The organism is Mesorhizobium sp. RCAM 06353 (assembly GCF_059683585.1).
Genome location: NZ_CM185031.1, coordinates 6,454,868 through 6,476,987 on the forward strand (window position 1 = coordinate 6,454,868; position 22,120 = coordinate 6,476,987).

Annotated in this window: 20 protein-coding genes; 7 read left to right on the forward strand and 13 right to left on the reverse strand. The window is 63.7% G+C overall.

All coding sequences use genetic code 11. From position 1 onward, the window contains the following. Entirely contained in the window at positions 1-585 is a 585-nt protein-coding gene (locus tag AC56QX_RS31285) for an amino acid synthesis family protein (protein ID WP_497112413.1), read from the reverse strand. Continuing rightward, positions 582-1,166, reverse strand: a complete 585-nt coding sequence (locus AC56QX_RS31290; RefSeq protein ID WP_027033912.1) for an amino acid synthesis family protein — start codon at positions 1,164-1,166, stop codon at positions 582-584. The genes AC56QX_RS31285 and AC56QX_RS31290 overlap by 4 nt, the downstream gene beginning before the upstream one ends. A 255-nt stretch (positions 1,167-1,421) precedes the next feature. Here AC56QX_RS31290 and AC56QX_RS31295 point away from each other — a divergent pair, with 255 nt between their 5' ends. From AC56QX_RS31295 to AC56QX_RS31320, 6 genes are all read left to right on the forward strand, one after another. Then, positions 1,422-2,426 carry a BMP family lipoprotein gene (locus AC56QX_RS31295; RefSeq protein WP_497112414.1) on the forward strand — a complete coding sequence of 335 codons (1,005 nt, stop codon included), beginning with the start codon at positions 1,422-1,424 and terminating at the stop codon, positions 2,424-2,426. Positions 2,427-2,547: 121 nt separating this feature from the next. After that, on the forward strand, positions 2,548-4,113 hold the full coding sequence (locus tag AC56QX_RS31300; protein ID WP_497112415.1) for an ABC transporter ATP-binding protein: 1,566 nt from the start codon (positions 2,548-2,550) through the stop codon (positions 4,111-4,113). Next, the gene (locus tag AC56QX_RS31305; RefSeq protein WP_497112416.1) at positions 4,113-5,153 is read left to right on the forward strand and encodes an ABC transporter permease; all 1,041 of its coding nucleotides are present in this window, start codon (positions 4,113-4,115) and stop codon (positions 5,151-5,153) included. The genes AC56QX_RS31300 and AC56QX_RS31305 overlap by 1 nt, the downstream gene beginning before the upstream one ends. Further along, the gene (locus AC56QX_RS31310; protein ID WP_497112417.1) at positions 5,141-6,124 is read left to right on the forward strand and encodes an ABC transporter permease; all 984 of its coding nucleotides are present in this window, start codon (positions 5,141-5,143) and stop codon (positions 6,122-6,124) included. Before AC56QX_RS31305 ends, AC56QX_RS31310 begins: the two co-directional genes overlap by 13 nt. 13 nt (positions 6,125-6,137) lie before the next feature. Further along, complete coding sequence (locus AC56QX_RS31315; protein WP_497112418.1) at positions 6,138-7,151, forward strand: nucleoside hydrolase; 1,014 nt, start codon at positions 6,138-6,140, stop codon at positions 7,149-7,151. Between the two features lie 11 nt (positions 7,152-7,162). Then, the gene (locus AC56QX_RS31320; protein WP_497112419.1) at positions 7,163-8,095 is read left to right on the forward strand and encodes a nucleoside hydrolase; all 933 of its coding nucleotides are present in this window, start codon (positions 7,163-7,165) and stop codon (positions 8,093-8,095) included. 24 nt (positions 8,096-8,119) lie between these two features. Here AC56QX_RS31320 and fghA read toward each other — a convergent pair whose 3' ends face one another. After that, positions 8,120-8,992 carry an S-formylglutathione hydrolase gene (gene fghA, locus AC56QX_RS31325; RefSeq protein WP_497112420.1) on the reverse strand — a complete coding sequence of 291 codons (873 nt, stop codon included), beginning with the start codon at positions 8,990-8,992 and terminating at the stop codon, positions 8,120-8,122. A gap of 75 nt (positions 8,993-9,067) precedes the next feature. Next, positions 9,068-11,137: an oxidoreductase gene (locus AC56QX_RS31330; protein WP_497112421.1), complete on the reverse strand. Its 2,070-nt coding sequence runs from the start codon at positions 11,135-11,137 to the stop codon at positions 9,068-9,070. A gap of 273 nt (positions 11,138-11,410) precedes the next feature. Here AC56QX_RS31330 and argE point away from each other — a divergent pair, with 273 nt between their 5' ends. Continuing rightward, the gene (gene argE, locus AC56QX_RS31335) at positions 11,411-12,577 is read left to right on the forward strand and encodes an acetylornithine deacetylase (protein WP_497112422.1); all 1,167 of its coding nucleotides are present in this window, start codon (positions 11,411-11,413) and stop codon (positions 12,575-12,577) included. Between the two features lie 12 nt (positions 12,578-12,589). Here argE and AC56QX_RS31340 read toward each other — a convergent pair whose 3' ends face one another. From AC56QX_RS31340 to AC56QX_RS31380, 9 genes are all read right to left on the reverse strand, one after another. After that, complete coding sequence (locus AC56QX_RS31340; RefSeq protein ID WP_006335304.1) at positions 12,590-13,525, reverse strand: LysR family transcriptional regulator; 936 nt, start codon at positions 13,523-13,525, stop codon at positions 12,590-12,592. Between the two features lie 50 nt (positions 13,526-13,575). Beyond that, a complete protein-coding gene (locus AC56QX_RS31345) occupies positions 13,576-15,066 on the reverse strand; it encodes an aldehyde dehydrogenase (protein ID WP_497112423.1) in 1,491 nt (496 codons plus the stop codon). A gap of 40 nt (positions 15,067-15,106) precedes the next feature. Continuing rightward, the gene (locus AC56QX_RS31350) at positions 15,107-15,781 is read right to left on the reverse strand and encodes a DUF1028 domain-containing protein (protein WP_497112424.1); all 675 of its coding nucleotides are present in this window, start codon (positions 15,779-15,781) and stop codon (positions 15,107-15,109) included. Between the two features lie 5 nt (positions 15,782-15,786). Continuing rightward, positions 15,787-16,203: a RidA family protein gene (locus tag AC56QX_RS31355; protein WP_112394870.1), complete on the reverse strand. Its 417-nt coding sequence runs from the start codon at positions 16,201-16,203 to the stop codon at positions 15,787-15,789. A 44-nt stretch (positions 16,204-16,247) separates the two neighbouring features. Beyond that, positions 16,248-17,522: a flavin-containing monooxygenase gene (locus AC56QX_RS31360; RefSeq protein WP_497112425.1), complete on the reverse strand. Its 1,275-nt coding sequence runs from the start codon at positions 17,520-17,522 to the stop codon at positions 16,248-16,250. A gap of 147 nt (positions 17,523-17,669) precedes the next feature. After that, positions 17,670-19,274: a GMC family oxidoreductase gene (locus AC56QX_RS31365; RefSeq protein ID WP_497117985.1), complete on the reverse strand. Its 1,605-nt coding sequence runs from the start codon at positions 19,272-19,274 to the stop codon at positions 17,670-17,672. A gap of 63 nt (positions 19,275-19,337) precedes the next feature. Continuing rightward, positions 19,338-20,141, reverse strand: a complete 804-nt coding sequence (locus tag AC56QX_RS31370; protein ID WP_497112426.1) for an ABC transporter ATP-binding protein — start codon at positions 20,139-20,141, stop codon at positions 19,338-19,340. 13 nt (positions 20,142-20,154) lie between these two features. Continuing rightward, complete coding sequence (locus tag AC56QX_RS31375) at positions 20,155-20,973, reverse strand: ABC transporter permease (protein ID WP_497112427.1); 819 nt, start codon at positions 20,971-20,973, stop codon at positions 20,155-20,157. A 128-nt stretch (positions 20,974-21,101) separates the two neighbouring features. Continuing rightward, complete coding sequence (locus tag AC56QX_RS31380; RefSeq protein ID WP_497112428.1) at positions 21,102-22,091, reverse strand: ABC transporter substrate-binding protein; 990 nt, start codon at positions 22,089-22,091, stop codon at positions 21,102-21,104. Between the last annotated feature and the right edge of the window lie 29 nt (positions 22,092-22,120).

The window sequence follows — 22,120 nt, forward strand, 5'->3', positions numbered from 1 at the left end:
TCAGCTCACACCGTCAACCCCGATAATCTTGTCCTTGGTCAGCCCGCCGACGCGGGGGTGTGGCCTGCCGGAATCGGTGACGGCGATGGCGACGACGATCTCGTCGGCGCGCGGTGCATCGGGGACGCGGACCTCCATGCCGTCGAAATGGCTGCGCACCTTCGCCGCGTCCTTGTGGCCGAGCGGAATGTCGAGCGGCACGCCGAGACCGCCGCGCTTCTTCGATGAGGGAATGAGCGCGGCGCCCTTGCCCAGCACGTCGCGGAACGGAGCGCCGAGCGTTGGGTGAAGGATGGCGGCGGCATGTTCAAGCTCACCGTCGGCGCCAACGGCGGCTGCCTTGCCGAAGCTCTCGACCTGGTCGCCGGCAATGCCAAGCGCAGCCACCGCACGCCTGGGTAGGATATCGCCCAGCGTTTCGCCGATCGCGCTCAACGCCGACAGATCCTCGACAAACGTGCCGGCATAAGGGTTGCGGATCACCGCGATCGCCGCGGCACGCCGCGTCGGCGGGTCGACGGGACGGCCGCCTTCGATCCGGGTCTCCTCGACGATGGTGATGATGCGGCGGATTTCCACGCTCATCGCAATCCGTCCTCGCCCTTGATGTCGGCCGCCGCCAGACCGCCGACGCGCGCATGAACGCGCGCGCCGGTCGTCATCGCCAGGATGACCGCCATCTCGTCGCTGCGCGGCGCATCGCCAACGCCGATCTCGATCGCATCGAAATGGCTGCGCACATAGGAGGCGTTGATGTGGGTGATCGGAATGTCGATGCGCGTTCCGGGGCCGCCGACCTTCTTGGTCGAGGGCACGATGGCCTTGGCGTCGCCAAGAAGTTCGCGCATCGCATAGCCGCCCGGATTGTGCCACAGCGCGCCGTGTTCAAGTTCGCCGGCGGCACCGACGATGGCGCCTTTGCCATAGCCTTCGACAGCGGCAACGCCATCGCCCATGGCGTCGATCAGGCGCCGCGCCATTTCGAGGCCGAGCGGCTTCAAATCCTCCATGAAGCCGGTGATCTCTTCGACGTAGCGTCCGGCAAAAGGGTTGGCGATGACGGCGACGATCGCGCCGCGCTTGGGCGGGCGTGCCGCGGGCGGCCCGCCCTCATGGAAAATCTCCTCGACCTGGACCAGAAATTTCCTGACCACCACAGCTGGCATTGCGCGTATCCTTCGTCCCGTCACTTGCGAAAATTCGTTAGAGTATCAACAATTATGCATCGCGATATTTGTCAAGCGCAGAGGTGAAGGACGCGGATGACGAGCTCAAGAAAACTGCATCGGATGACGATTGACAGCCTGTTTAGCCGCTCCTAAACTCATATGACCATCAACGAACTCGTCGGCATTCCGGCGATATGTGGGGGATGGTCAAGGCGTGGCTTCAAAAGCTGAAAAAAGCTGAAGGGGAATAACATGACAAGGGCGCTCAAGAGTTTGTTTCTGGCCGGCACGATGCTGGCCGTTTCGTTGGGATCGGCCGCCGCACAGGCCAAGGTTTCGGTGGCCGCCATCTCGGGATATTTTGCCCAGGGTTTTGGCGTTTCGATCGTCAACGGCCTCAACAAGGCCAAGACCGATTTCGGCATCGACCTCAAGCTGGTCGACACCGGCAATCGCGCGCTGGACTATGAGGAGCAGTTCGAAAACCTCGCCAAGGGCAAACAGTACGACCTCATCTTCGTGATGGGTTGGGAGCTGGTGGATTCGCTGCAGAAGGTCAGCAAGGAATACCCCGACCAGCGCTTCGTCTTCATCGATGGCGTGCTCGACAATCCCAAGATGATCTACGCCAACTTCGCCGAAGAACAGGGCTCCTTCGTCGCCGGCGCGCTGGCCAGCATGATCGAGGCCAAGGGCAGCGAATTTCCCAAGATCGGCGACGGCAAGGCAATCGGCTTCGTCGGCGGCCGCGACATCCCGGTGATCCGCAACTTCCTCGGCGGCTACGAGCAAGGCGCCAAATACGCCGCGCCCGATGTCAAGGTGAACTCGGTGTTTGCCGGGACCTTCGATGACCCAGCTAAGGGCAGCGAGCTTGCCCAGGCGCTATACGGCCAGGGCTCCGACATCGTCTACAACGTCGCCGGCCCAACCGGTGAAGGCGTGATGCAGGCGAGTGCCGCCGCCGACAAATACTCGATCGGCGTCGATATCGACATGTGCGGCACGGCGCCTGGAAATGTGCTCGGCAGCATGCTGAAGCGCGGCGATATCGCCGTCTACACGCTGATCAAGGACGAGGTCGGCGGCAACAAGGTCGCCGCCGGCACCCGCACCTTCGACCTGGCCTCGGGCGGCGTCGAGTTCAAAGTCTGCGACGACATCGCGCCGAAGATCCCGGCCGACGTGACGACCAAGCTGGACGAGATCAAGAAGGGCATCCTCGACGGCAAGATCGTGATCGCCAAGGCAAAGTAAGCCAGCAACAGCGCATCCCTCCCAAGAAAGCGCTACACTGATCCGCCGCGGCTTGCCGCGGCGGATCAGTGTCCAATCTTCAAGAGCTCGCAATCTGCGAGAGCCCCAATCTGCGAGAGCAATGGTGTCGAACGCGCCGGGGTCCCCGACCCTCCACAACACTGCCGCGATGGCCGTCGAGCTGACGGCTATCACCAAGCGTTTTGGCGCCTTCATTGCCAATGACGGCATCGATCTTGCCGTGCGCCGGGGCGAGATCCACGCCATTATCGGCGAAAACGGCGCCGGCAAGACGACGCTGATGAATATCCTGTTTGGCCTGCTGCAGCCCGACGAAGGCTCGATCCGGCTGAATGGCGAGGCGACGGTGGTCGCCGACCCGGCCGCCGCCATCAAGGCGGGGCTCGGCATGGTGCACCAGCATTTCAAGCTGGTTCCCTCGCTCTCGGTCGCCGACAATGTCTTTCTCGGCATGGAAATCCGCCGTCATGGGCTGATCGACCATGCCGCGCAGATCGCGCGCACACAGGAACTGTCGAAGCGCTTCGGGCTGCATGTCGATCCAACCGAGCGCGTCGGGCTGCTCTCGGTCGGCATCGAGCAACGCATCGAAATCCTGAAAGTGCTGGTGCGTGGCGCCCGCACCATCATCCTCGACGAGCCGACCGCCGTGCTGACGCCGCAGGAAAGCCGCGAACTGTTCCTGACGCTGCGCAGCTTCGTCGCCGAGGGCATGACGGTGATCTTCATCTCGCATCATCTGGAAGAGGTGATGGAGGTGTCCGACACGGTGACGGTGCTGCGCAACGGCCGCAAGGTTGCGACCCGCCCGACATCGCAACTCAACAAGGACGAGCTGGTGCGCATGATGGTCGGCCGCGACGTCAGTTTCGACCGGCGGCCGCGCGCGACGCTGCAGGGTGACGTGATCCTTGAGGTCAAGGATTTGTGGGCGCGTGATGATCGCCGCTTGCCGGCTCTTCGCAATGCCAATTTCACTGTCCGCTCCGGCGAGGTGGTGGGGATTGCGGGCGTCGCCGGCAATGGGCAGACGGAACTGGCGGAAGTGCTTTCGGGCCTGCGGCCGGCAAGCCATGGCGAGGCCCGGCTGAAGGGCCAGGACCTCACCACGCTCTCCACCGCCGCAATACGCGAGGCGGGCCTTGCCCATGTTCCGGGCGACCGCATGGTGCGCGGCGTCGATCGCAATGCGTCGATCGCGGCGAACACGCTGATGGGCCGCCAGCATCGCGCGCCGTGGAGCCGCAATGGCGTGCTCGACTGGAAGGCGATTGCCGGAAATGCCGGCGCGCTGATCAAGAGCTTCGATATCCGCGCGCAAGGAGCGGACGACGCCGTCAAGCGGCTTTCGGGCGGCAACATCCAGAAGGTCGTGCTGGCGCGCGAATTCACCAATGGCGCCGACTTCCTGCTGATCGATCAGCCGACGCGCGGCGTCGATATCGGCGCCCAGGAAGCCATCCATGACGAGATCATGCGCCAGCGCGCGGCCGGCCGTGCCATCCTCTTGATTTCCGTGCAGCTTGACGAGCTGGCGGCGCTCGCCGACCGCATCCTGGTGATGTTCAATGGGCGGATCATGGGCGAAGTCGCCGGCGACGATGCCGACGAAGACAGGATCGGCATGATGATGGCGGGTGTTACGCCGCAGCTGGAGCCCGCATGATGAGCGACCGTTTGCGCGCCTTTTCCGGCCAGATCATCGCCGTAGGCGTAGCCTTGCTGCTGGGGGCAATCATCATTCTCCTGGTCGGCGAAAGCCCGGGGCGTGTCTTGATGACGCTGCTGCGCGGCGCCTTTGGCGACCAGGAAAAGATTGCCGGCACCCTGCTGCAGACGACGCCGATCCTGATCTGCGGCGTCGCGGCCTGCATCGGCCTGCGCGGCGGCATGTTCAATGTCGGCATCGAGGGCCAGCTGTTCCTCGGCGGGTTCGCCGCAGCCTGGGTCGGCTTCAGCTTTTCCCTGCCCGCGGGCATTCATACGCTGGCGGCATTGGCGCTCGCGGTCGTCGCGGGCGCGGCCTGGGTCGCCATTCCCGCCTATTTCCGCGCCCGTTACAACACCAACGAAGTCGTCTCGACGATCCTGTCGAACTACATCGCCGTGCTGCTGACCTCCTATTTCACCATCTTCCTGTTCAAGCGGCCCGGCGGCTGGTCGGAGACGCCGCCGATCCTGGCGACAGCCTATCTGCCGGAGATCTTTTGCTTCTCGCGGCTGAACTGGGGGCTGGTGATTGGCCTGTTGCTGGCGGTCGGCGTGGCGCTGGTCTTCCGCTATACCAGCTGGGGCTACGGCGTGACGATGGTCGGATCGGCGCCGAAATTCGCCGAATATGGCGGCGTCAACGTGAAACGGCAGGGCTTTGTCGTGCTGCTGCTTTCAGGCGCCGTCGGCGGCCTGGCCGGCGGCGTCGAGACGCTCGGCGTGCATCACCGGTTCATGGAGGGTTTTGCCCCCGGCTTCGGCTTCGACGGGCTGATCGCCGCCCTGCTCGCCAATGGCTCGCCGGTCGCCACCATCGTCACGGCACTGTTCTTCGGCGCGCTGCGCAGCGGGTCGCTGCTGCTCGAGGTCGACACCAGCGCCTCGCGCGAAATCATCACCGTGATCCAGGCGCTGATCATCCTCAGCGTCTCGGCGCAGGTTCTGATCAAACGCCGTGGCGACAGCCAGGCGGGGGAGCGGCGATGGAAATTCTAGACAAGCTCATCAACGTCGCGCTGATCGCCGCGACGCTGCGCACCACCGCGCCAATTCTCCTGGTCGCGCTTGGCGGGTCGTTCACCACCAAGGCCGGCATCTTCAACATCGGCCTCGAGGGGCAGATGCTGGCCGGCGCCTTCTTTGCCGTCATCGGCTCGATCTGGACGGGTTCGGCATTTGCAGGCGTCGCCTGCGGCGTCGCCGCGGCCCTTGCCTTCGCGCTCGCCTTTGCCGTGCTGGTGGTGACGTTCCGAGCCAATGAAGTGGTCGTCGGGCTGGCGCTCAACATCCTTGCCGGCGGCATGACGATCTCGCTGATGAAAGCCATTTTCGGCACGCGCGGATCGATCGTCGGCCACGGCATTGTCGGCCTGCCCAAGGTGCAGATACCCGGCGCCCAGGCACTGCTCGGCTCGTGGGCGCCGCTGATCTCGGGCTTCACGCCGATCGTCTATGTCGCGTTCATCGCGGTGCCGCTGCTGGTGCTGTTCTACAACCGCACCCGGCTCGGGCTCTATATCCGCGTCGTCGGCGAAAAGCCCGAAGCCGCCGAAGCGCTCGGCATCTCGATCACCCGCGTCCGCTACATCGCCTCGCTGCTGTGCGGATTGCTGGCGGGACTGGCCGGCGCGCATCTGTCGCTCGGCTACATCACCATGTTCACCGAAAACATGTCTTCGGGCCGTGGCTTCATGGCGGTGGCGATCCTGATCTTCTCCAATGGCGATCCGCTGAAGGTGCTGGCCGGTTGCCTGCTGTTCGGCTTCGCCGATGCCTTCTCGCTGCGCCTGCAGACCTTCGGTTTCCCCTCCTATCTGGTGCTGACCGTGCCCTATGTCGTCGCATTGACGGCATTGTTCGCGCTGTCCTACCGGGCGCGGCCAAGGATCATCAAGGAGACGCTGGCGTCGATGCAGAAACTGCTGTCGGTGGACAGGAACAGCGCCCCGGTCGACAAAAATCCCTAGTGAAGGAACTCTCATGGAACGCATAATCCTCGACGTGGATTCTGCCGGCGACGATATTCTCGCCGTGCTGTTTGCCGCGGCGAACCCGAATGTTCGGCTCGAAGGCGTCACCACCGTCACCGGTGCCGCCGGCCCGATCGAGCAGGTCACCAATGTCGTGCTCAACACGCTGACCCTGGCCGGGCGCGACGACATACCGGTGCATGCCGGCGCCTGGCGGCCGATCGTCGGCAATTCCAAGGCCGACATGGAGGCGCCGGTGCATTTCGAAAAGCGGCTCGTTGCCCGCTTCGGCGACCGGCTGAAGAAATTCAACCCACCGGCGCCGACGCCATCCCGCCCGGCGACGCCGGGACATGCGGTCGATTTCATCATCGAGACGGTGACGGCCAATCCCGGCGAGATCACGCTGGTGACGACGGGGCCGCTGACCAATGCGGCGATGGCGCTGCTGCAGGAGCCACGCCTGACGGGCGCGCTCAAGCGGCTCCTGGTGCTCGGCGGCAACTTCCAGACGCCCGGCAACATGACGCCGCTGTCGGAATACAACATCTGGGCCGATCCGGAGGCGTCGCGCATCGTGGTCAACGCCGACGTCGACAAGATCCTGGTGCCGCTCGACATCTGCGAGGACAACCGCGTCGCCGCCTCGATGCTGACGCGCGACGACATTGCCGACATGCAGGCCGTTGCCCGCAAGAACCCCGTCTTCGACATGATCGCCGACAGCTTCCCGATCTACATCGACATCTGGCGCGAGTTCTTCGACCTTGTCGGCTTCCCGATGGATGACGTCATCACCGTGGCGCTGGCCTTCGACCCGGGCCTTGCCACCATGACCGAACCGCTCTTCGTCGATGTCGTGCTGGATGGCCGCCTCGCCCGCGGACAGACGGTTGCCCATCGCGGCCGGCAATTGCTGCCCGGCGGCGGACCGAAGACCACGCGCATCTGCACCGATCTCGACGGCCGCCGCTTCCTCAACATCTTCAAGCAAACCATCGCGCGCTACGAACAAGCGGCGTGAGGACCGATAAAATGACCATTGCAACTCCAATCCTCTTCGACTGCGATCCCGGCCATGACGACGCCATCGCGCTGGTCATGGCGTATCGCTCGCCGGCCATCGACCTCATCGGCGTCACCACCACCTGCGGCAATGCCGAGGTCGAGAAGACCACCGCCAATGCGCTGCGCATCCTCGAATATATCGGCGCCGGGGACGTGCCTGTGGCGCAGGGCTGTCACCGTCCGCTGGCACGGCCGCTGGTGCTCGGCACGGCCGACGGCCCGAGCGGCCTCGAAGGCTCGCCCTATCTGCCGCAGGCGACAATCAAGCCGGTCGGCCAGCACGCTGTCGATTTCCTGGCCGACAAGCTGCGCGCCGCCCCGGAACCGATCCTGGTCGTCGCCACTGGCCCGCTGTCCAATATCGGCCTGATGATCCTCAAACATCGCGACGTGCTGCCCAAGATCAAGGAACTGATCTGGATGGGTGGCGTCTTCTACCGCAAGAGCGAGATCATCACGCCGACCGAGTTCAATGCGTTCTGCGATCCGGAGGCGCTGAAGATCGTACTGGACAGCGGCGTGCCGATCTTGATGGTCGGCCTCGATGTCACCATGCAGGTGCTGATCGAGGCGCCGCAATATGCCGAACTGGCGACCATCGACACGCCGCTCGGCAAGCTCGTCAACGACTGGCTGCTGTTCTACGAGAAGCTGCACCGCAACTCGATGGGCGTGGGCGGCGCCATGCACGATCCGCTGGCCCTGGCGCTGGCCATCGACCCGACGCTGGTGCGCACGCGCCCGGCCCATATCGGTGTCGATCTCACAGGTACCTATGCCTTTGGCGCGACGGTCGCCGATTTCTGGAGCGAGCGCGGCGAGAAGGACAATGCGCGTATCGCCCATGAGGTCGACGCAGACCGTTTCTTCAAGCTGATGTTCGACCTGCTTCGGGATTAGCCCGCTCGGGGATATTCCCTTGCTTCAGCGTGACCCGGTGCCGACGACCGGGTCAGACAGTCTTTGGGCGTGCCATCGCAGATGGTCGTCCATGAATGTCGAAATGAAGAAATACGAGTGGTCGTAGCCGTCCTGCATGCGCAGTGTCAGAGGGATGCCGGCCTTGGCGCAGGCCGCTTCCAAAAGCCAGGGCCTCAGCCCGTCCTTGAGAAAGCCGTCCGACGTCCCCTGATCCACCAAAAGCTCGGGGAAGCGGCGGCCGTCCTCGATGAGCAAGGTGGCATCGTAACCCCGCCATGACGTCTCGTCCGCGCCGAGATATTTCTCGAGGGCCGGCCGCGACCAGCCGGCGGTGCTTGGCTGCACGATCGGCGCGAAGGCCGAGCAGCTTTTGAAGCGCTCGGGATTTTTGAGCGCTATCGTCAGGGCGCCGTGCCCGCCCATCGAGTGGCCAAAGATCGCCTGGCGCGTCATGTCGGCCGGAAATTCCTGTGCGATCAACGCCGGCAATTCCTCGGTGACATAGGAAAACATGCGATAGTTCTTCGCGTAAGGCGCTTGGGTCGCATCGACATAGAAACCGGCGCCACTGCCGAACTGCCAATTGTCCTTCTCGTCGGGAATGTCGGCACCGCGCGGGCTGGTGTCGGGGCAGACGATGATCAGGCCAAGCTCGGCGGCCATGCGCCTGTACTCGCCCTTGTCCATGACGTTGGCATGAGTACAGGTGAGGCCGGAGAGATACCATACGACCGGGCAAGGCTTTTCACGGGCCTGTGGCGGCACGAAGACAGCAAAAATCATATCGCAGGCGCAGGCATCCGAAGCGTGCGAATAGACGCCCTGCACGCCGCCATGCGACCTGGCCGAGGAGATGGTCTTCATCCGGTCCGACATCTTGTTTCTTCTCCGCCATCGGCAAACGTCACGGCCGCCTGTCTAAGGACCATGATTGCCAGGCGCAAGTCCCGCCTACTCCGCCGCCAAAGCCGTCACTTCCCGCCGGAACGGCAGCGCATCGCCGATATCGTCTTCGTCCAGTTCACGTGCGAAGCGGTGGCCGGCATAGGTTGCCCAGGCGATCGGGCCTGGCGCCTCTGCATCGCCTATGACCTTGATCGAGCGAATGCCATTGTCGGCCCATTCGTCGCGCCGCGCCTTCAGCTCGCGCCAGACCTCGTCGTCCTGGTGGCGCGACGTCACCAGCACCACCGCATCGGCGGGGATGTTGCGTTCGGCGCCGGTATAGGCGCAGGCGGTGGCAACGCCTCCCGGCACGACGCGCGTCACGGTCCGGTTCAGCACGATCTCGACGCCGAGCTCGGCCAGACGGCGGTGGATGGCGCCCTGCTCCAGCGTGTTGCGGGTCCAATCCGACACATAGGCGGACGGCGTCACCAGCGTCACCTTGGCGCCGTTGCGCGCCATCAGCTCGGCCAGAACGCCACCCATATAGTAGTGGTCGTCATCGAAAAGCACGACATTGCCGGTCGGCACATTGCCGCCCATCAGATCGTCCGGCGTGTAGACCGGCATCGCCGGGTCGATCGGTATCGCCACGACATGGGCGCGCGCCACGCCGTCGCGGCGCCATGTCGAGCCGGTGGCAAGGGCGATGTTCTGAAAACCGAAGGCCAGTATGTCCTGCGCCGACAAGCGGCTTTGGAAGTAGACATCGACATTGGACATCTGGCTGAGCTGGTACTGGCGATAGTCGCGCACGCGGCCCCAGGCCGACAGCCCAGGCAGGCGGCATTCGCGCGCGACGCGGCCGCCGAGTTCTGTGCCGGCCTCGGCAATGGCCACCTGATAACCGCGCAGGCCGAGTGCACGGGCGGCCTCCAGCCCAGCGGGGCCGGCGCCGACGATCAACACGCTGTCGCTGTCGCCCTTGGCCTGCATGCGTTCGGGATGCCAACCCTTGCGCCATTCTTCCATGAAGGTCGGGTTCTGCGTGCAGCGCGAGATCGACATGGTCATGTCGCCGGTGATGCAAATGTTGCAGCCGATGCACTCGCGGATGTCCTCGATCCGGCCCTCCTCCACCTTCTTCGGCAGGAAGGGATCGGCGATCGATGGACGGGCGCAGCCGATGAAATCAAGCGTGCCGGACTTGATCATCCTGACCATGACATCCGGCGAGGTGAAGCGGCCGACGCCGACGACTGGCCTAGAGGTCAGCGACTTGATGCCGGAGACCAGGCTCTCCTGCGCTGCCTCCTCCTTGAAGCGCGACGGCCCCGAGCAGTCCTCCCAGGCGCCGTGCGCCAGGTCCCAGAGGTCAGGCAGATCGGCATGCATCTCGATCATGTCGCGCACTTCGGAATTGGCGAAGCCGAGCTCGCCGATCATCTCGTCCAGCGACAGCCGCAGCGTCAGGCCGCAGGTGTCGCCGATGGCGTCGCGGCCTTCCTCGATCAGCTCGCGCATCAGCCGCGAGCGGTTTTCCAGCGAGCCGCCATATTCGTCGCTGCGCTGGTTGGTGGCGGTGGACAGGAAGTGCTGGATGATGCCGAAGCCATGCGCGCCGTAGAGACAGACCAGGTCGAAACCCGCCAGCTTGGCGCGTTTGAAGGCATTGCGGTGCCAGCGCCTGAGGTCGCGTATATCCTCTCTGTCCATAGCCCGCGCCTGGACCGGGTCTTTGGTGAAGGTTCGGATGGGCAAGGCCGACGGCCCGCGCGGCACTTCCTTGGTGTAGAGGTTCGGGCCGTTGATGCCGGAATAGGCGAGCTGGATGCCGGCCAGCGCGCCATGCTGGTGCATGGCCTTGGCCATCTTCGCCAGCGCCGGAATATCGGCGTCGTCCCACAGCCTGAGTTCGATGAAGGGCGTGATCTCCGAGGTGTGGTGCATCTCCGTCTGCTCGGTGAAGATGACACCCCAGCCGCCTTCCGACTTGATGCGACGCATCTCGGCCGCAGCGGAGGGATCGCGATAGCCGCCGCCATTGCAATGCGGCACCTGGTAGAAGCGGTTCTTGGCGGTCACCGGACCGATCTTCACGGGCTCGAACAGAATGTCGTAGCGTGGATCACGCATGGTGCTTCCTTTCTGCCAGCGTCGCATCGCGGCATGCGCTGTGATGGTTTTGGCGCAAGCCGGTCCGCCCGGTGGGTAGATGCCGTGACCCTACTCATAAGTTGCGGCGCGTGCCGGAAAACTACAGATTTCTTCTGTGCCGATTAGGACGCGCCTAATCCGCCCCTGCCGCCTGGATTAGCATCGAGTGAATCCCGGCTGAGCCAAATGCGACTTCAAGCGCATGGTCGCGCGATGCTAGATAACGCACACGGCCAATGAGACACACGACGCATGGACAGCAACCAGATCCTTGAAAAGCTGATCGCCTTCCCGACGGTTAGTCGCGACTCGAACCTCGACCTCGTCAGTTACGTGACGGAGCTGCTGGGCGCACGGGGCGTTGCCTGCCAGATGATCCGCAGCGCGGACGGCCACAAGGCCAACCTGTTCGCCACCATCGGGCCGGCCGATGCTCCCGGCGTCATGCTGTCCGGCCACACCGATGTCGTCCCCATCGACGGCCAGGACTGGACGCTGCCGCCTTTCGAGATGACCGCGCGCGACGGCAGGCTCTATGGCCGTGGAGCTGCCGACATGAAGGGCTTCGTCGCCTGCGCGCTTGCTGCCTGTCTCAAGGCTTCGAAAATGAGCCTGCAAACGCCCTTGCATCTGGCGCTTTCCTATGACGAGGAGATCGGCTGCATCGGTGTGCACAGCCTGATCGACATGTTGCGTACGGCGCCGCACCGGCCATTGCTGTGCATCGTCGGCGAGCCGACCAATATGCAGGTGGCGACTGGCCATAAGGGTAAGCTCGCGGCACGCGCCATCTGCAGGGGGCGCGAAGGCCATTCGGCGCTCGCTCCCCTGGCACTCAATGCCATTCATCTCGGCTGCGACTTCGTCGCTGCACTGCGCCACGAACAGGACCGGTTGGCCAGCGCTGGCGCGCGAGACGGCGACTACGACATTCCCTACACGACCGTCCATGTCGGCAAGATGAATGCCGGCGTGGCGCTCAACATCGTGCCGAACCTCTGCCAGCTCGATTTCGAGATCCGCAATGTCGCGGCTGACAATCCCGACCAAATCCTCGATGGGCTGCGCGCCAAGGCGCAGCGTATTGCCGCTGCCGCTTCGACGATCGCGCCGGAGGCGGCCATCGACATCGATATCACCAACACCTATCCGGGGCTGGACACGCCGGCGAATTCGCAGGCTGTGGCCTTCGTGAAGTCGCTGACCGGCGCCAATGACACCATCAAGGTTGCCTTCGGCACCGAAGGTGGATTGTTCAGCCGCGACCTCGGCACGCCGACCATCGTGTGCGGGCCGGGCTCAATGGCGCAAGGGCACAGGCCGGACGAATTCGTCAGCGTCGAACAGATGCGTCGTTGCGACGGCATGCTGGACAATCTGCTGCGGCGGCTTGCCGATCACCGGCTTCAGGTGGCGTGATAAAGTTCGCTGCTATTCTACGACCCGCCCACTGCCGAACACGCCCTGTTCGACGACGAAACGGCGGCAATGATCGATGAATGCCTGCACCGTCTGCGTGCGGTGCTCGGCGTTGGGCAAGGCGACCCCCATGGTCAGAGGCCGCAAATCCCCCGCCAGAGGCACGAAGACCAGCGGCTTGCCGTCTGGCGCCAGCGTGTTGAGCGGCCGCATGTTGGCGATGCCATAGCCGAAGCCGTTGGCGACCATCGACCGCATCACCGCGATGTCGCCGGTGCGCTCGGCAATGTTCGGCCTGATACCCCGCGACTGAAAGGCTGAGAGGAAATATTCGCGGCTGTAGGGCAGATCGAGCAGCACCATCGGCTCATCGGCCAGTTCTTCCGTCGTGATCGATGCCTTGCCGGCGAAGCGGTGCCCCTGCGGCAGCATGACATAGGCCGGCACGAGCATCAGCGGTTCGAACGTCGTGTCCTGCGACAGTTCGAGATCGTAGGTGAGTGCTGCGTCGATTTCGCCCCGCTGCAGCATTTCGAGCAGTTGCCCCTGGTTGCGCTCGAACTGCCGGAACCGCACCTCGGGATAGGCGCGCTCGAACTTCATGCGCAGGGTCGGCATGACGATCTGCGCGAAGGTCAGCAGGCATCCGACCGCCAGCGGCCCACGCACCTTCTCGGCAATGTCGCCGGCGATATCGTGCAGAGCGTCGGCGTCGGCAAGCAGCCTGGCGGCTTCCTTGAGGAAAACGCGCCCGCCGGCCGTGAGCGACAGGCCATGCGAGTGCTTGCGGACAAAAAGCTGGACGCCGAATTCGGCCTCGAGTTGCGCTATCGACGCCGAGATCGAAGGCGGCGAAACATTGACCTGCTCAGCCGCCTTGGTAATGGAACCGGCTTCGCCGACGGCGACGAAATATTCCAGTTGTCTGAGCGTGAAGCGTAACGGCATGGGCTTCTATGTTGCCGGTTTGGGCGCTGCGATCAAGCGATCGCTTTGCGTCAGTATTTGATCCATGTCGTTTTCAGCGCGGTGTACTTGTCCAGCGCATGCAGCGACAGGTCGCGGCCGAAGCCCGATTGCTTGATCCCGCCGAACGGCGTCATCGGGCTCAGCGCATCGACCGTGTTGACGGAAACCGTGCCGGCGCGGAGCCGGCCGGCGACGCGGTGCGCGCGCGAAAGACTGTCGGTCCAGAGCGATGCGGCCAGCCCGTATGGGCTGTCATTGGCGATGCGGACAGCCTCCTCTTCGTCATCGAAGGCGATGACCGAGAGTACCGGCCCGAATATCTCCTCCCTGGCAATCGGATCGTCATGGGCGACATTGTCGAAGATGGTGGGTTGTATGAAGCTGCCGCGACCGTTGATCGTGATGCGATCGCCGCCGGCGACCAGGCGCGCGGTCTTCTTGCCGGCCTCGACGAAGCGCATGACGTTGGCGGTGTGGCGGGCATCGACCATGGCGCCCATTTTCGAGGCCGGGTCGAGCGGATCCCCAGGCTGGGTGGCCGACGCACGCTCAGCCAGTTTCTCCACGAAGGCATCCTTGATGGAGCGTTCAACGAGCAGGCGCGAATTGGCCGAACAGACCTCGCCCTGGTTGAAGAAGATGCCGAAGGCGGCCATGTCGGCCGCCGCATCGAGATCGCCGCAATCGGCGAAGACAAGGTTCGGGCTCTTGCCGCCGGTTTCGAGCCAGACCTGCTTCATGTTCGACTGACCGGAATATTGCAGGAACATCTTGCCGACCGAGGTCGATCCGGTGAAGGCAAGGCAATCGACATCCATGTGGCGGCCGAGCGCCTGCCCCGCCGTTTCGCCAAGGCCTGGCACGACGTTGAGCACACCGGGGGGCAGGCCCGCCTCCATGGCGAGTTCCGCCAGCCTGAGCGCCGAGAAAGGCGACTGCTCCGCGGGCTTCAGCACCACCGAATTGCCCGCCGCCAACGCCGGCGCGCACTTCCAGGTCGCCATGTCGAGCGGGAAATTCCATGGCACCACGGCGCCGATGACGCCGAGCGGCTCGCGCCGCACCAATACCAGATCGCTTGCGCCGGTCGGCGCCACTTCGTCGTAGATCTTGTCGATGGCCTCGCCATACCACTGGAAGATCGCCGCCGAGCCCGGGACGTCGACAGTCGCCGCATCCGTGACCAGCTTGCCCATGTCGAGCGACTCGAGCAGGGCAAGCTCCTGCAGGTTTTCGCGCAGCAGCCGCGCCAGCCTAAGTAACACCTCCTTGCGGTGCGCCGGGCTCGTGCGTGACCAGACACCGGCCACGAAACTGCGGCGCGCGGCGGTGACTGCCAGATCGATATCTTCCTCGCCGCAGGACGCCACCTCGGCCAGCGTTTCACCGGTGGCCGGATTGATGCTGGCGAAAGTTCGGCCCGAACGCGCGGCAACCGTCTTGCCGTCGATGAACGCCTTGTCGCGAAAACGGATCGCGGATGCCTTGCCGATCCAGTCCTTGTGACTGAGTTCGCTCATGCGGATGCCTCCCCCTGTATGCCGGCTACTCGCGTCCTGGCTACTCGTCGCCCGGCACGCCGTAGCTCGGCGCGTCGGACGGATTGATCGCGCGGGTCACATAGGCATCGAGTTGCGGCTTGTAGCGATCCCACAAGGCTGCCAGTTCCTCGATCGGGCAGTCGTCGGTCCAGTCGCAGCGCAGGTCCGCGACGGGCCAGGCGACCTCGCGCACCAGCTTCATTCCAGCCGAATGCACCGGACCCGCCTCGCCACCCGCCTTCAGCGCGGCGCGCATGGTCGCGATCAGGCGGTCGCCGAGATGGCCTTCCGAGGCGAGGAAGGCCTCGACCATGGCTTGCGGCACGCCATCATGGGCCAGCATGTTGCCGCCGCAGGCGACATTGTCCGCACGCGCTTCCGCCCAGATGCCGAGCGCCTTGGGCCCGGAATGGATCGCCGTGGTCCCAGCGGCATCGACAGCCAGCACCTGACGATATTCGCTGTAGGCGCCGGTGCGCTTCAGGATGGCGACCGCCTCGGCGGCCGAGGCACCCCGCGCCAGCAGTTCGAGCCCCCTTATGCCGAGCGTCGGATCGGTGACGTTCTGGCTGGCGACAGCCCCGACGCCCGCTTGCGCATAGGCGCAACGCGCCGCCACCGCCGGAGAGGAGGAGGACACCGCGACGCCGAACATGCCGGTGCGGCTGCACCGCGCGACAATGGAAAATGTCATGATTGTCAGTCCGGGATTACGGCAGTGCCGTCGATCTCGACCAGCCAGTCCGGCCGTGCCAGGGCCTGCACGACGAGGCCGGTCGAAACGGGATGCACGCCTTTGATGTACTCGCCCATGGTGCGGTAGACCGCCTCGCGATGGCGCACGTCGGTGATGTAGACGACCACCTTGACCAGATGCTCCATGGTGCCGCCGCACTCCTCGATGAGCTGCCTGATGTTCTGCATCACCTTGTGCGTCTGCTCGGCCGGATCGTGGCTGTCGATGTTCTTGGCGGTGTCGAGATCCTGCGGACACTGGCCACGCAGATAGACCGTCCGGCCACCCCGCGTGACGACCGCCTGGCACAGATCATTGTCGAGTTTCTGCTCTGGATAGGTGTCCTTGGTGTTGAATTTGCGGATTCTCGTATGCGCCATCCTGGTCTCCATAAGGTCGGTCTCGCAGCTGTTGTCAGCGTCGGTCAGGCATCCACTGTCTCGCGCCGTGCTGCAGCATGGTAGGCCAGATATTTGCGCTGCGTCGAAATACGGTCCGCGACATGCTTGGCATCATGCCAGACACCCCAGATGAAACTCGACCCTCTTCGCGACTGCCAAGGCAAGCCCAGAAAATAGAGTCCAGGCTCGACAGAGACGCCGCGCTGATGCCTTGGCCGGCCCTTCTCGTCAAAAGCATCGACCTTCAACCAGCTGTAATCGACGGCAAAGCCTGTCGCCCAGATGATCGCCGCTATCCCGGCTTCAGCCAAATCGAGTTCAAGGAGCGGGTTGGTCAGGCAGTCCGGATCCGGGTCGATGCGACGGGCCGTGGGCTCCTCTGGAAGGTCGAGGCCGTTGCGGGCGACATAGGCGTCGGCCTCGTCCAGCAGCGACATCAGGTTGGCGTCACCGCGGGCAATGTTTTTTGCCAGATCGGGCGCAAAGGTCAGCACGCCGTCCTGATATGTCTTGGTCATGCCGACCAGGGTAAGCCCCTGAGCGGCCAGCCGACGGAAATCAATCGTTTCGCCGCCACGCGCGCCGCTCACCGCAATCGTGACATGCTCCGTGCCAGGCCCTGGAGTTTCAAGATCCCATTTGCCGAGAACGCCAAGCCACCAGCAGAAATCGCGCCCGCGATAGGCGCGCGGCGGGCGGTCGTGCGCGCCGACCGAGAGGTAGACGCGCCGCCCCGAGCGCTGAAGCTCATCTGCAATCTGCACACCTGACGATCCCGCCCCGACCACCAACACCGCACCCTTTGGCAATTGTCCGGGGTTGCGGTACGCGCTGGAATGAATCTGCGGAATGCCGGCATCGCTGGGGACAAGGGCGGGGATGACGGGGATCTGGAACGGTCCGGTCGCTGCGACGATGCTGTTGGCTTCGATCACCCCAGCCGATGTCTCGACACGGAACCCGGGCCGTCCGACATTTCTTTGCGCGAGCTTGACCTCGACACCGCAGCGGATCGGCGCATTGATCTGCCTTGCATAGGCGGCGAAATAGTCGGCAACCTCCTCCTTGGAGGGAAAGCCGTCGGGACCCGTCACGGGAAATTCCATGCCCGGGAAACGGTCATGCCAGGCCGGGCCATTGGCAACGAGCGAGTCCCATCGCTGCGAACGCCAGCGCTCGGCGATCCGGCCACGCTCGAGAACGAGATGCGGCACGCCGCATTTGCTCAGATGCTCAGACATAGCCACTCCCGCCTGGCCACCGCCGACGACAAGCGTGTCTATTTTTTCCACCGACATTTCTGCGTCCTTTCCCCCCAAGAGTTTCTGCGGATGCGAGGAGGTCAGATCGCTGGTGTACTGGAGGGACTGATTAGCGAAAATTACGATTTGACGTGGCAGTGGTTAGCTTGTCCCTAAATGCCCAGAATACTGGCCAAGGCGAGACTAGGACAGCATCGCCCTCGCCGCTTTTTCGCCGATCATCATGGACGGCGCATTGGTGTTGCCGCCAATCAGCGTCGGCATGATCGAGGCGTCCGCCACGCGCAGATTGTCGAAGCCGCGCACCTTGAGGCCGGCTGGATCGACCACCGCCATGGTGTCGGTGCCCATCTTGGCCGTGCCGACCGGGTGATAGACGGTGAGCGCCTCGGCTCGCAAATAGGCGAGGATCTCGTCATCGGTGACAACATCGGGTCCAGGCAGGATTTCCGGTCCGCGAATATCGGCAAAGACCGGCGAAGCCAGGATCGAGCGCGCCAGCTTGATGCCTTCGACAAGGGTCAGTGCATCCTGCCCGTCACTGAAGAAGCGGTGATCGATCAGCACGTTGCGGCGGGTGCCGTCGCGCTCGAGCGTGATTTCGCCGACGCTTCCGGGTCTCAGCACGCAGGTGTGCACGGCATAGCCATGGCCATATTCGACAAGCCGGCCGCGATGGCTGCGGTAGCCCGGAACAAAGTGGAATTGGACATCGGGAATATCGCCGGCATATTTCGTCTTGGCGAAGCCGCCGGCCTCGACGTAATTGGTCGTCAGCATGCCCTTGCGCCGGACGAAATACTGAAAGGGTGCGGCCAGCATTGCCGGCAGATTGGCGAGCGACAGGCCGAGCGTCCTGGTGCTCTTCGACCGCACGGTGATCATGCCGTCGACATGGTCGCGCAAATTCTTCCCGACGCCCGGTACGTTCATGACCGGTTCCACCCCCGCCGCCTTCAGTTCGTCGGCCGGGCCAATGCCGGAAGCAAGCAGGATGCGCGGCGATCCGATCGCGCCCGCGCTGAGCACGATTTCGGCGCGGCATGTCAGCCTTTGGGCCGATCCGTCCTTGATCACATTAACGCCGGCGACGTGCCCGCTTTCGACTGCCAGATCAAGCACCTCGACACCTGACAGGACCTCGAGGTTCGGACGGCCGAGAACCGGCCGGACGAAGGCGGCGTAGGCCGAGAACCGTTCCCCCTTGTTCTGGGTGACGTTGTAGATGCCGAGGCCGAGTTGGCCATTGCCGTTGAAGTCGCTGTTTTCGGGCAGGCCTATGCTCCGGCCCGCCTCTACCCACAGGTGGGATACGCCGTTGGGATCCCGCGGATTGTCGACCAGCAGTTCGCCCTCGAAGCCATGATAGGCCGGGTTCTGCGACAGGAGGTTCAGCTCCAGCTTCTTGAACACCGACAGGACGTCGGCATAGGACCAGCCCGCGCAGCCGAGTGCCGCCCACTCATCGTAGTCCTGGGCGGCGCCGCGGATATAGACCATCGAATTGATCGAACTCGACCCGCCAAGAAGCTTGCCCCGGTTGACCGGTATGCGGCGGTTGTTGAGCTGCGGCTGCGGCACGCCCTTGTATCCGTAGTCGAAAGCCGGATTGCCGTAGAGCGAGAGAATGCCGGCCGGCACGCGCACCCTGGTGCGGTCGTCGCTGCCGCCGGCCTCGATCAGGCAGACGAGGTTGGCGGGGTTGGCGCTCAGCCTGTTGGCCAGAACACAACCGGCCGAGCCCGCGCCGATGACGATATAGTCGAATTCCGCGGTCGCGATGCTCATGCCGGTCTTCGTTTCAGGCATGTCGTCTTCCCAAAACCGAGGGTCACTTTTGGGCGACATGCATTAGTGCTCATCGTCTTCGTCGTTCTTCAAGAGCTCGAGGATTTCCCGCTTCATGGCGATGAAGTTCGGCTCCATGACCAGGTCCATGCTACGCGGACGCGGGAGGCTGACGCGGATTTCCTTCTTGATCTGGCCGGGCCGGCCGGACATGACGAGCACCCGGTCCGCCAGCAGGATCGCCTCGTCAATGTCGTGCGTGACGAACAGGACCGTTTTCTTGGAATGGTCCCAGATCCTCAAGAGAAGCTTCTGCATTGAGTGGCGGGTCTGGCTGTCGAGCGCGCCGAAGGGTTCGTCCATCAGCAGCACCTGCGGATCGTTGGCGAGCGCGCGGGCAATCGCCACGCGCTGCTTCATGCCGCCCGACAGCTGCGAGGGATAATGGTTGGCGAATTTCGCCAGGCCGACCTCGTGGAGGAAATGCTCGACGATGGCCTTGCGCTCGGCCGCCGACATGCCCTTGCGCTTGGGACCGTATTCGACGTTCTGCGCCACCGTCAGCCAGGGGAACAGCGTGTAGGCCTGAAACACCATGCCGCGATCCGGGCCCGGCTCGGTAACCGGCTTGCCGCCGACAGAGATCATACCGCCGGTGCGCTCCTCGAGGCCTGCGATGAGATAGAGCAGGCTCGATTTGCCGCAGCCGGATGGACCGACGATCACGCAGAACTCATTGGGCACGACATGGAAGGAGATGCCGTCCAGCGCCAGTACGGCATTGTCGCCCTTGCCGTAGCGCAGGACAACATTGTCGATGGCGATGTCGGAACTCTTCGGTTTCGTCGCGAGTGTCAGGGCGTCCATGTCAGCGAACTCCTCAATTGGCCCAGGGAGCGACGAGGCGACGGATACCCCGGAACAATTGGTCGGTGCAAAGACCAAGGATGCCGATCATGGCTATGGCCATGAAGATCACGTCGACCTGGAAGCCGCGCATCGCCTTGAGCGAGATGTAGCCAAGTCCGCTGCGCGCGGCGACGAGTTCGGCAACGACGAGATAGGTCCAGGCCCAGCCCATGGTGACGCGCAGCACGTCGAGCACGTTCGGCAGCGTGGCCGGAAAGACGATGTGGAAGACCGTGTCGCCGCGTTTCGTGCCGAGCGTGTAGGCTGCGTTGACGAGGTCGCGCTGAACACCGCGGGCGCTGTCGGCGATCATCACCAGCTGCTGGAAGAAGATGCCGAAGATGATGACGGCGACGCGCTGCTCGATGCCGATGCCGATCCACAGGATGAACAGCGGCACGAAGGACGTTACCGGCAGATAGCGGATGAAATTGACGAGCGGGTCGAGCGCGGCCTGGACGATGCGGTAGGTGCCCATCGTCAATCCGAGCGGCACCGCCACGATGCTCGAAATGACGAAACCGATCAGCACCACCTGGACACTGGCGAGCACGTGCTCCCACAACGACCCGTCAAGCGCCATGCTGATGGTGGTGGACAACACGGATTCGGGGCGCGGCAGGAACATTTCCTTGACCGCTCCGGAATAGGTCAAGGCGAACCAGCCGCCGATCACCGCGCCCCAGACCAGGACGCTGAGCGTGATGGAGAGAGGGCGCGACACGGCCCGAAAGGGCGTGGTGACAGCTTTCCAGGCGGATCGACCGGGCTGATTTTTATCCACGCTCATGGTCACGATATGGCTGATGGGAGACGTTGCATTCGGTGCCAATGTCACAGGGAAACCCTTTGGGCTGGATTGACCGCAGGCGCGAAAGCTCGGCCTGCGGTCCAGCGAGCTCACTTTACAAGGTCAGATCACTTCGCAAGAAAGGACGGATCGACGAGGTCGTCGAATTTGATGTCCATCTTGAGCTTGCCGAAGCCGCCCCAGACATCGCCGCCCAGCTTGATCAGCTTGCCGGCTTCACCGCTCTCGCCGCCGGCGAAAAATTCGGCATTGCGCTGCTTGCCGTAGAAGTTCACGCCCGCGGCCGAGGAGGCGAAGTCCTTCGGATCCTTCAACCAGCCGCCGACACCCTTGGCCATCACCTCGTAAGCCTTCGCAGGATCTTCCTTGATCAGCTCGTTGGCCTTGTAGAGCCCCTTCACCAAGGCTTCGACATCTTTCGGGTTCTTCGCAATGTAATCGCAGTTCAGCGCCACGACGTCGACGATCAAGCCCGGCGTCTTCGAGGAATCGATCAGGACCTGTCCCTTGTTTGCCTTCTTGGCCAGCGTCAGATGCGGCTCCCAGGTGACGGCAACAGGAATGCGATCGGCCATGAAGGCGGCGGCGGCATCATCCGCCGTCATGTTGGTGACCTTCACGTCGGCCTGAGTGAGACCGGCCTGCTTGAGCAGGATGTTGAACCAGAACTGGGACACCGAACCTTCGTTCAATCCGACTTCCATGCCCTTGAGATCGGCGACACTCTTGACCTCGGTGGGCGCCAGAACGCCGTCGCCGCCATGGCTGTCGTCCAGCGCATAGACCGATTTGAAGCAAACGTCCTTGGAACGGTACTTCATGATTTCATCTATGGTCGAGGCGCTGCCGTCGAGCTCGCCGGCGGCGACGGCCGCCATGTACATCGATGCTTCCTCGATGATTTCGAGCGAGACATCGAGGCCGCCTTCCTTGAAGTAGCCCATGTCGCGCGCAAGGAAGAGCGGGCCGTATCCGACCCAGGTCGTCATGCCCAGCTTCAAGCTGCCGGCTTCGGCGTGGAGGCTCACCGAAAAGGCGCTCAGGGCAATGCCGGCCGCAAGCGCGGCGCGGCGAAACTTCGAGAGTATTGTCGTCATCACGTTCCCCTGTCTTTTTCTGAGGTCAG

What these genes read in the sequence shown, in the direction of transcription:
- AC56QX_RS31345 (WP_497112423.1), bottom strand. Translation starts at nt 15,066, where the DNA reads ATGAGCGAACTCAGTCACAAGGACTGGATCGGCAAGGCATCCGCGATC.
- AC56QX_RS31285 (WP_497112413.1), bottom strand. Translation starts at nt 585, where the DNA reads ATGAGCGTGGAAATCCGCCGCATCATCACCATCGTCGAGGAGACCCGG.
- AC56QX_RS31370 (WP_497112426.1), bottom strand. Translation starts at nt 20,141, where the DNA reads ATGGACGCCCTGACACTCGCGACGAAACCGAAGAGTTCCGACATCGCC.
- AC56QX_RS31290 (WP_027033912.1), bottom strand. Translation starts at nt 1,166, where the DNA reads ATGCCAGCTGTGGTGGTCAGGAAATTTCTGGTCCAGGTCGAGGAGATT.
- AC56QX_RS31315 (WP_497112418.1), top strand. Translation starts at nt 6,138, where the DNA reads ATGGAACGCATAATCCTCGACGTGGATTCTGCCGGCGACGATATTCTC.
- AC56QX_RS31340 (WP_006335304.1), bottom strand. Translation starts at nt 13,525, where the DNA reads ATGCCGTTACGCTTCACGCTCAGACAACTGGAATATTTCGTCGCCGTC.
- AC56QX_RS31355 (WP_112394870.1), bottom strand. Translation starts at nt 16,203, where the DNA reads ATGGCGCATACGAGAATCCGCAAATTCAACACCAAGGACACCTATCCA.
- AC56QX_RS31350 (WP_497112424.1), bottom strand. Translation starts at nt 15,781, where the DNA reads ATGACATTTTCCATTGTCGCGCGGTGCAGCCGCACCGGCATGTTCGGC.
- AC56QX_RS31380 (WP_497112428.1), bottom strand. Translation starts at nt 22,091, where the DNA reads ATGACGACAATACTCTCGAAGTTTCGCCGCGCCGCGCTTGCGGCCGGC.
- AC56QX_RS31330 (WP_497112421.1), bottom strand. Translation starts at nt 11,137, where the DNA reads ATGCGTGATCCACGCTACGACATTCTGTTCGAGCCCGTGAAGATCGGT.
- fghA (WP_497112420.1), bottom strand. Translation starts at nt 8,992, where the DNA reads ATGTCGGACCGGATGAAGACCATCTCCTCGGCCAGGTCGCATGGCGGC.
- AC56QX_RS31320 (WP_497112419.1), top strand. Translation starts at nt 7,163, where the DNA reads ATGACCATTGCAACTCCAATCCTCTTCGACTGCGATCCCGGCCATGAC.
- AC56QX_RS31305 (WP_497112416.1), top strand. Translation starts at nt 4,113, where the DNA reads ATGAGCGACCGTTTGCGCGCCTTTTCCGGCCAGATCATCGCCGTAGGC.
- AC56QX_RS31300 (WP_497112415.1), top strand. Translation starts at nt 2,548, where the DNA reads ATGGTGTCGAACGCGCCGGGGTCCCCGACCCTCCACAACACTGCCGCG.
- AC56QX_RS31310 (WP_497112417.1), top strand. Translation starts at nt 5,141, where the DNA reads ATGGAAATTCTAGACAAGCTCATCAACGTCGCGCTGATCGCCGCGACG.
- argE (WP_497112422.1), top strand. Translation starts at nt 11,411, where the DNA reads ATGGACAGCAACCAGATCCTTGAAAAGCTGATCGCCTTCCCGACGGTT.
- AC56QX_RS31360 (WP_497112425.1), bottom strand. Translation starts at nt 17,522, where the DNA reads ATGTCGGTGGAAAAAATAGACACGCTTGTCGTCGGCGGTGGCCAGGCG.
- AC56QX_RS31295 (WP_497112414.1), top strand. Translation starts at nt 1,422, where the DNA reads ATGACAAGGGCGCTCAAGAGTTTGTTTCTGGCCGGCACGATGCTGGCC.
- AC56QX_RS31365 (WP_497117985.1), bottom strand. Translation starts at nt 19,274, where the DNA reads ATGAGCATCGCGACCGCGGAATTCGACTATATCGTCATCGGCGCGGGC.
- AC56QX_RS31375 (WP_497112427.1), bottom strand. Translation starts at nt 20,973, where the DNA reads ATGAGCGTGGATAAAAATCAGCCCGGTCGATCCGCCTGGAAAGCTGTC.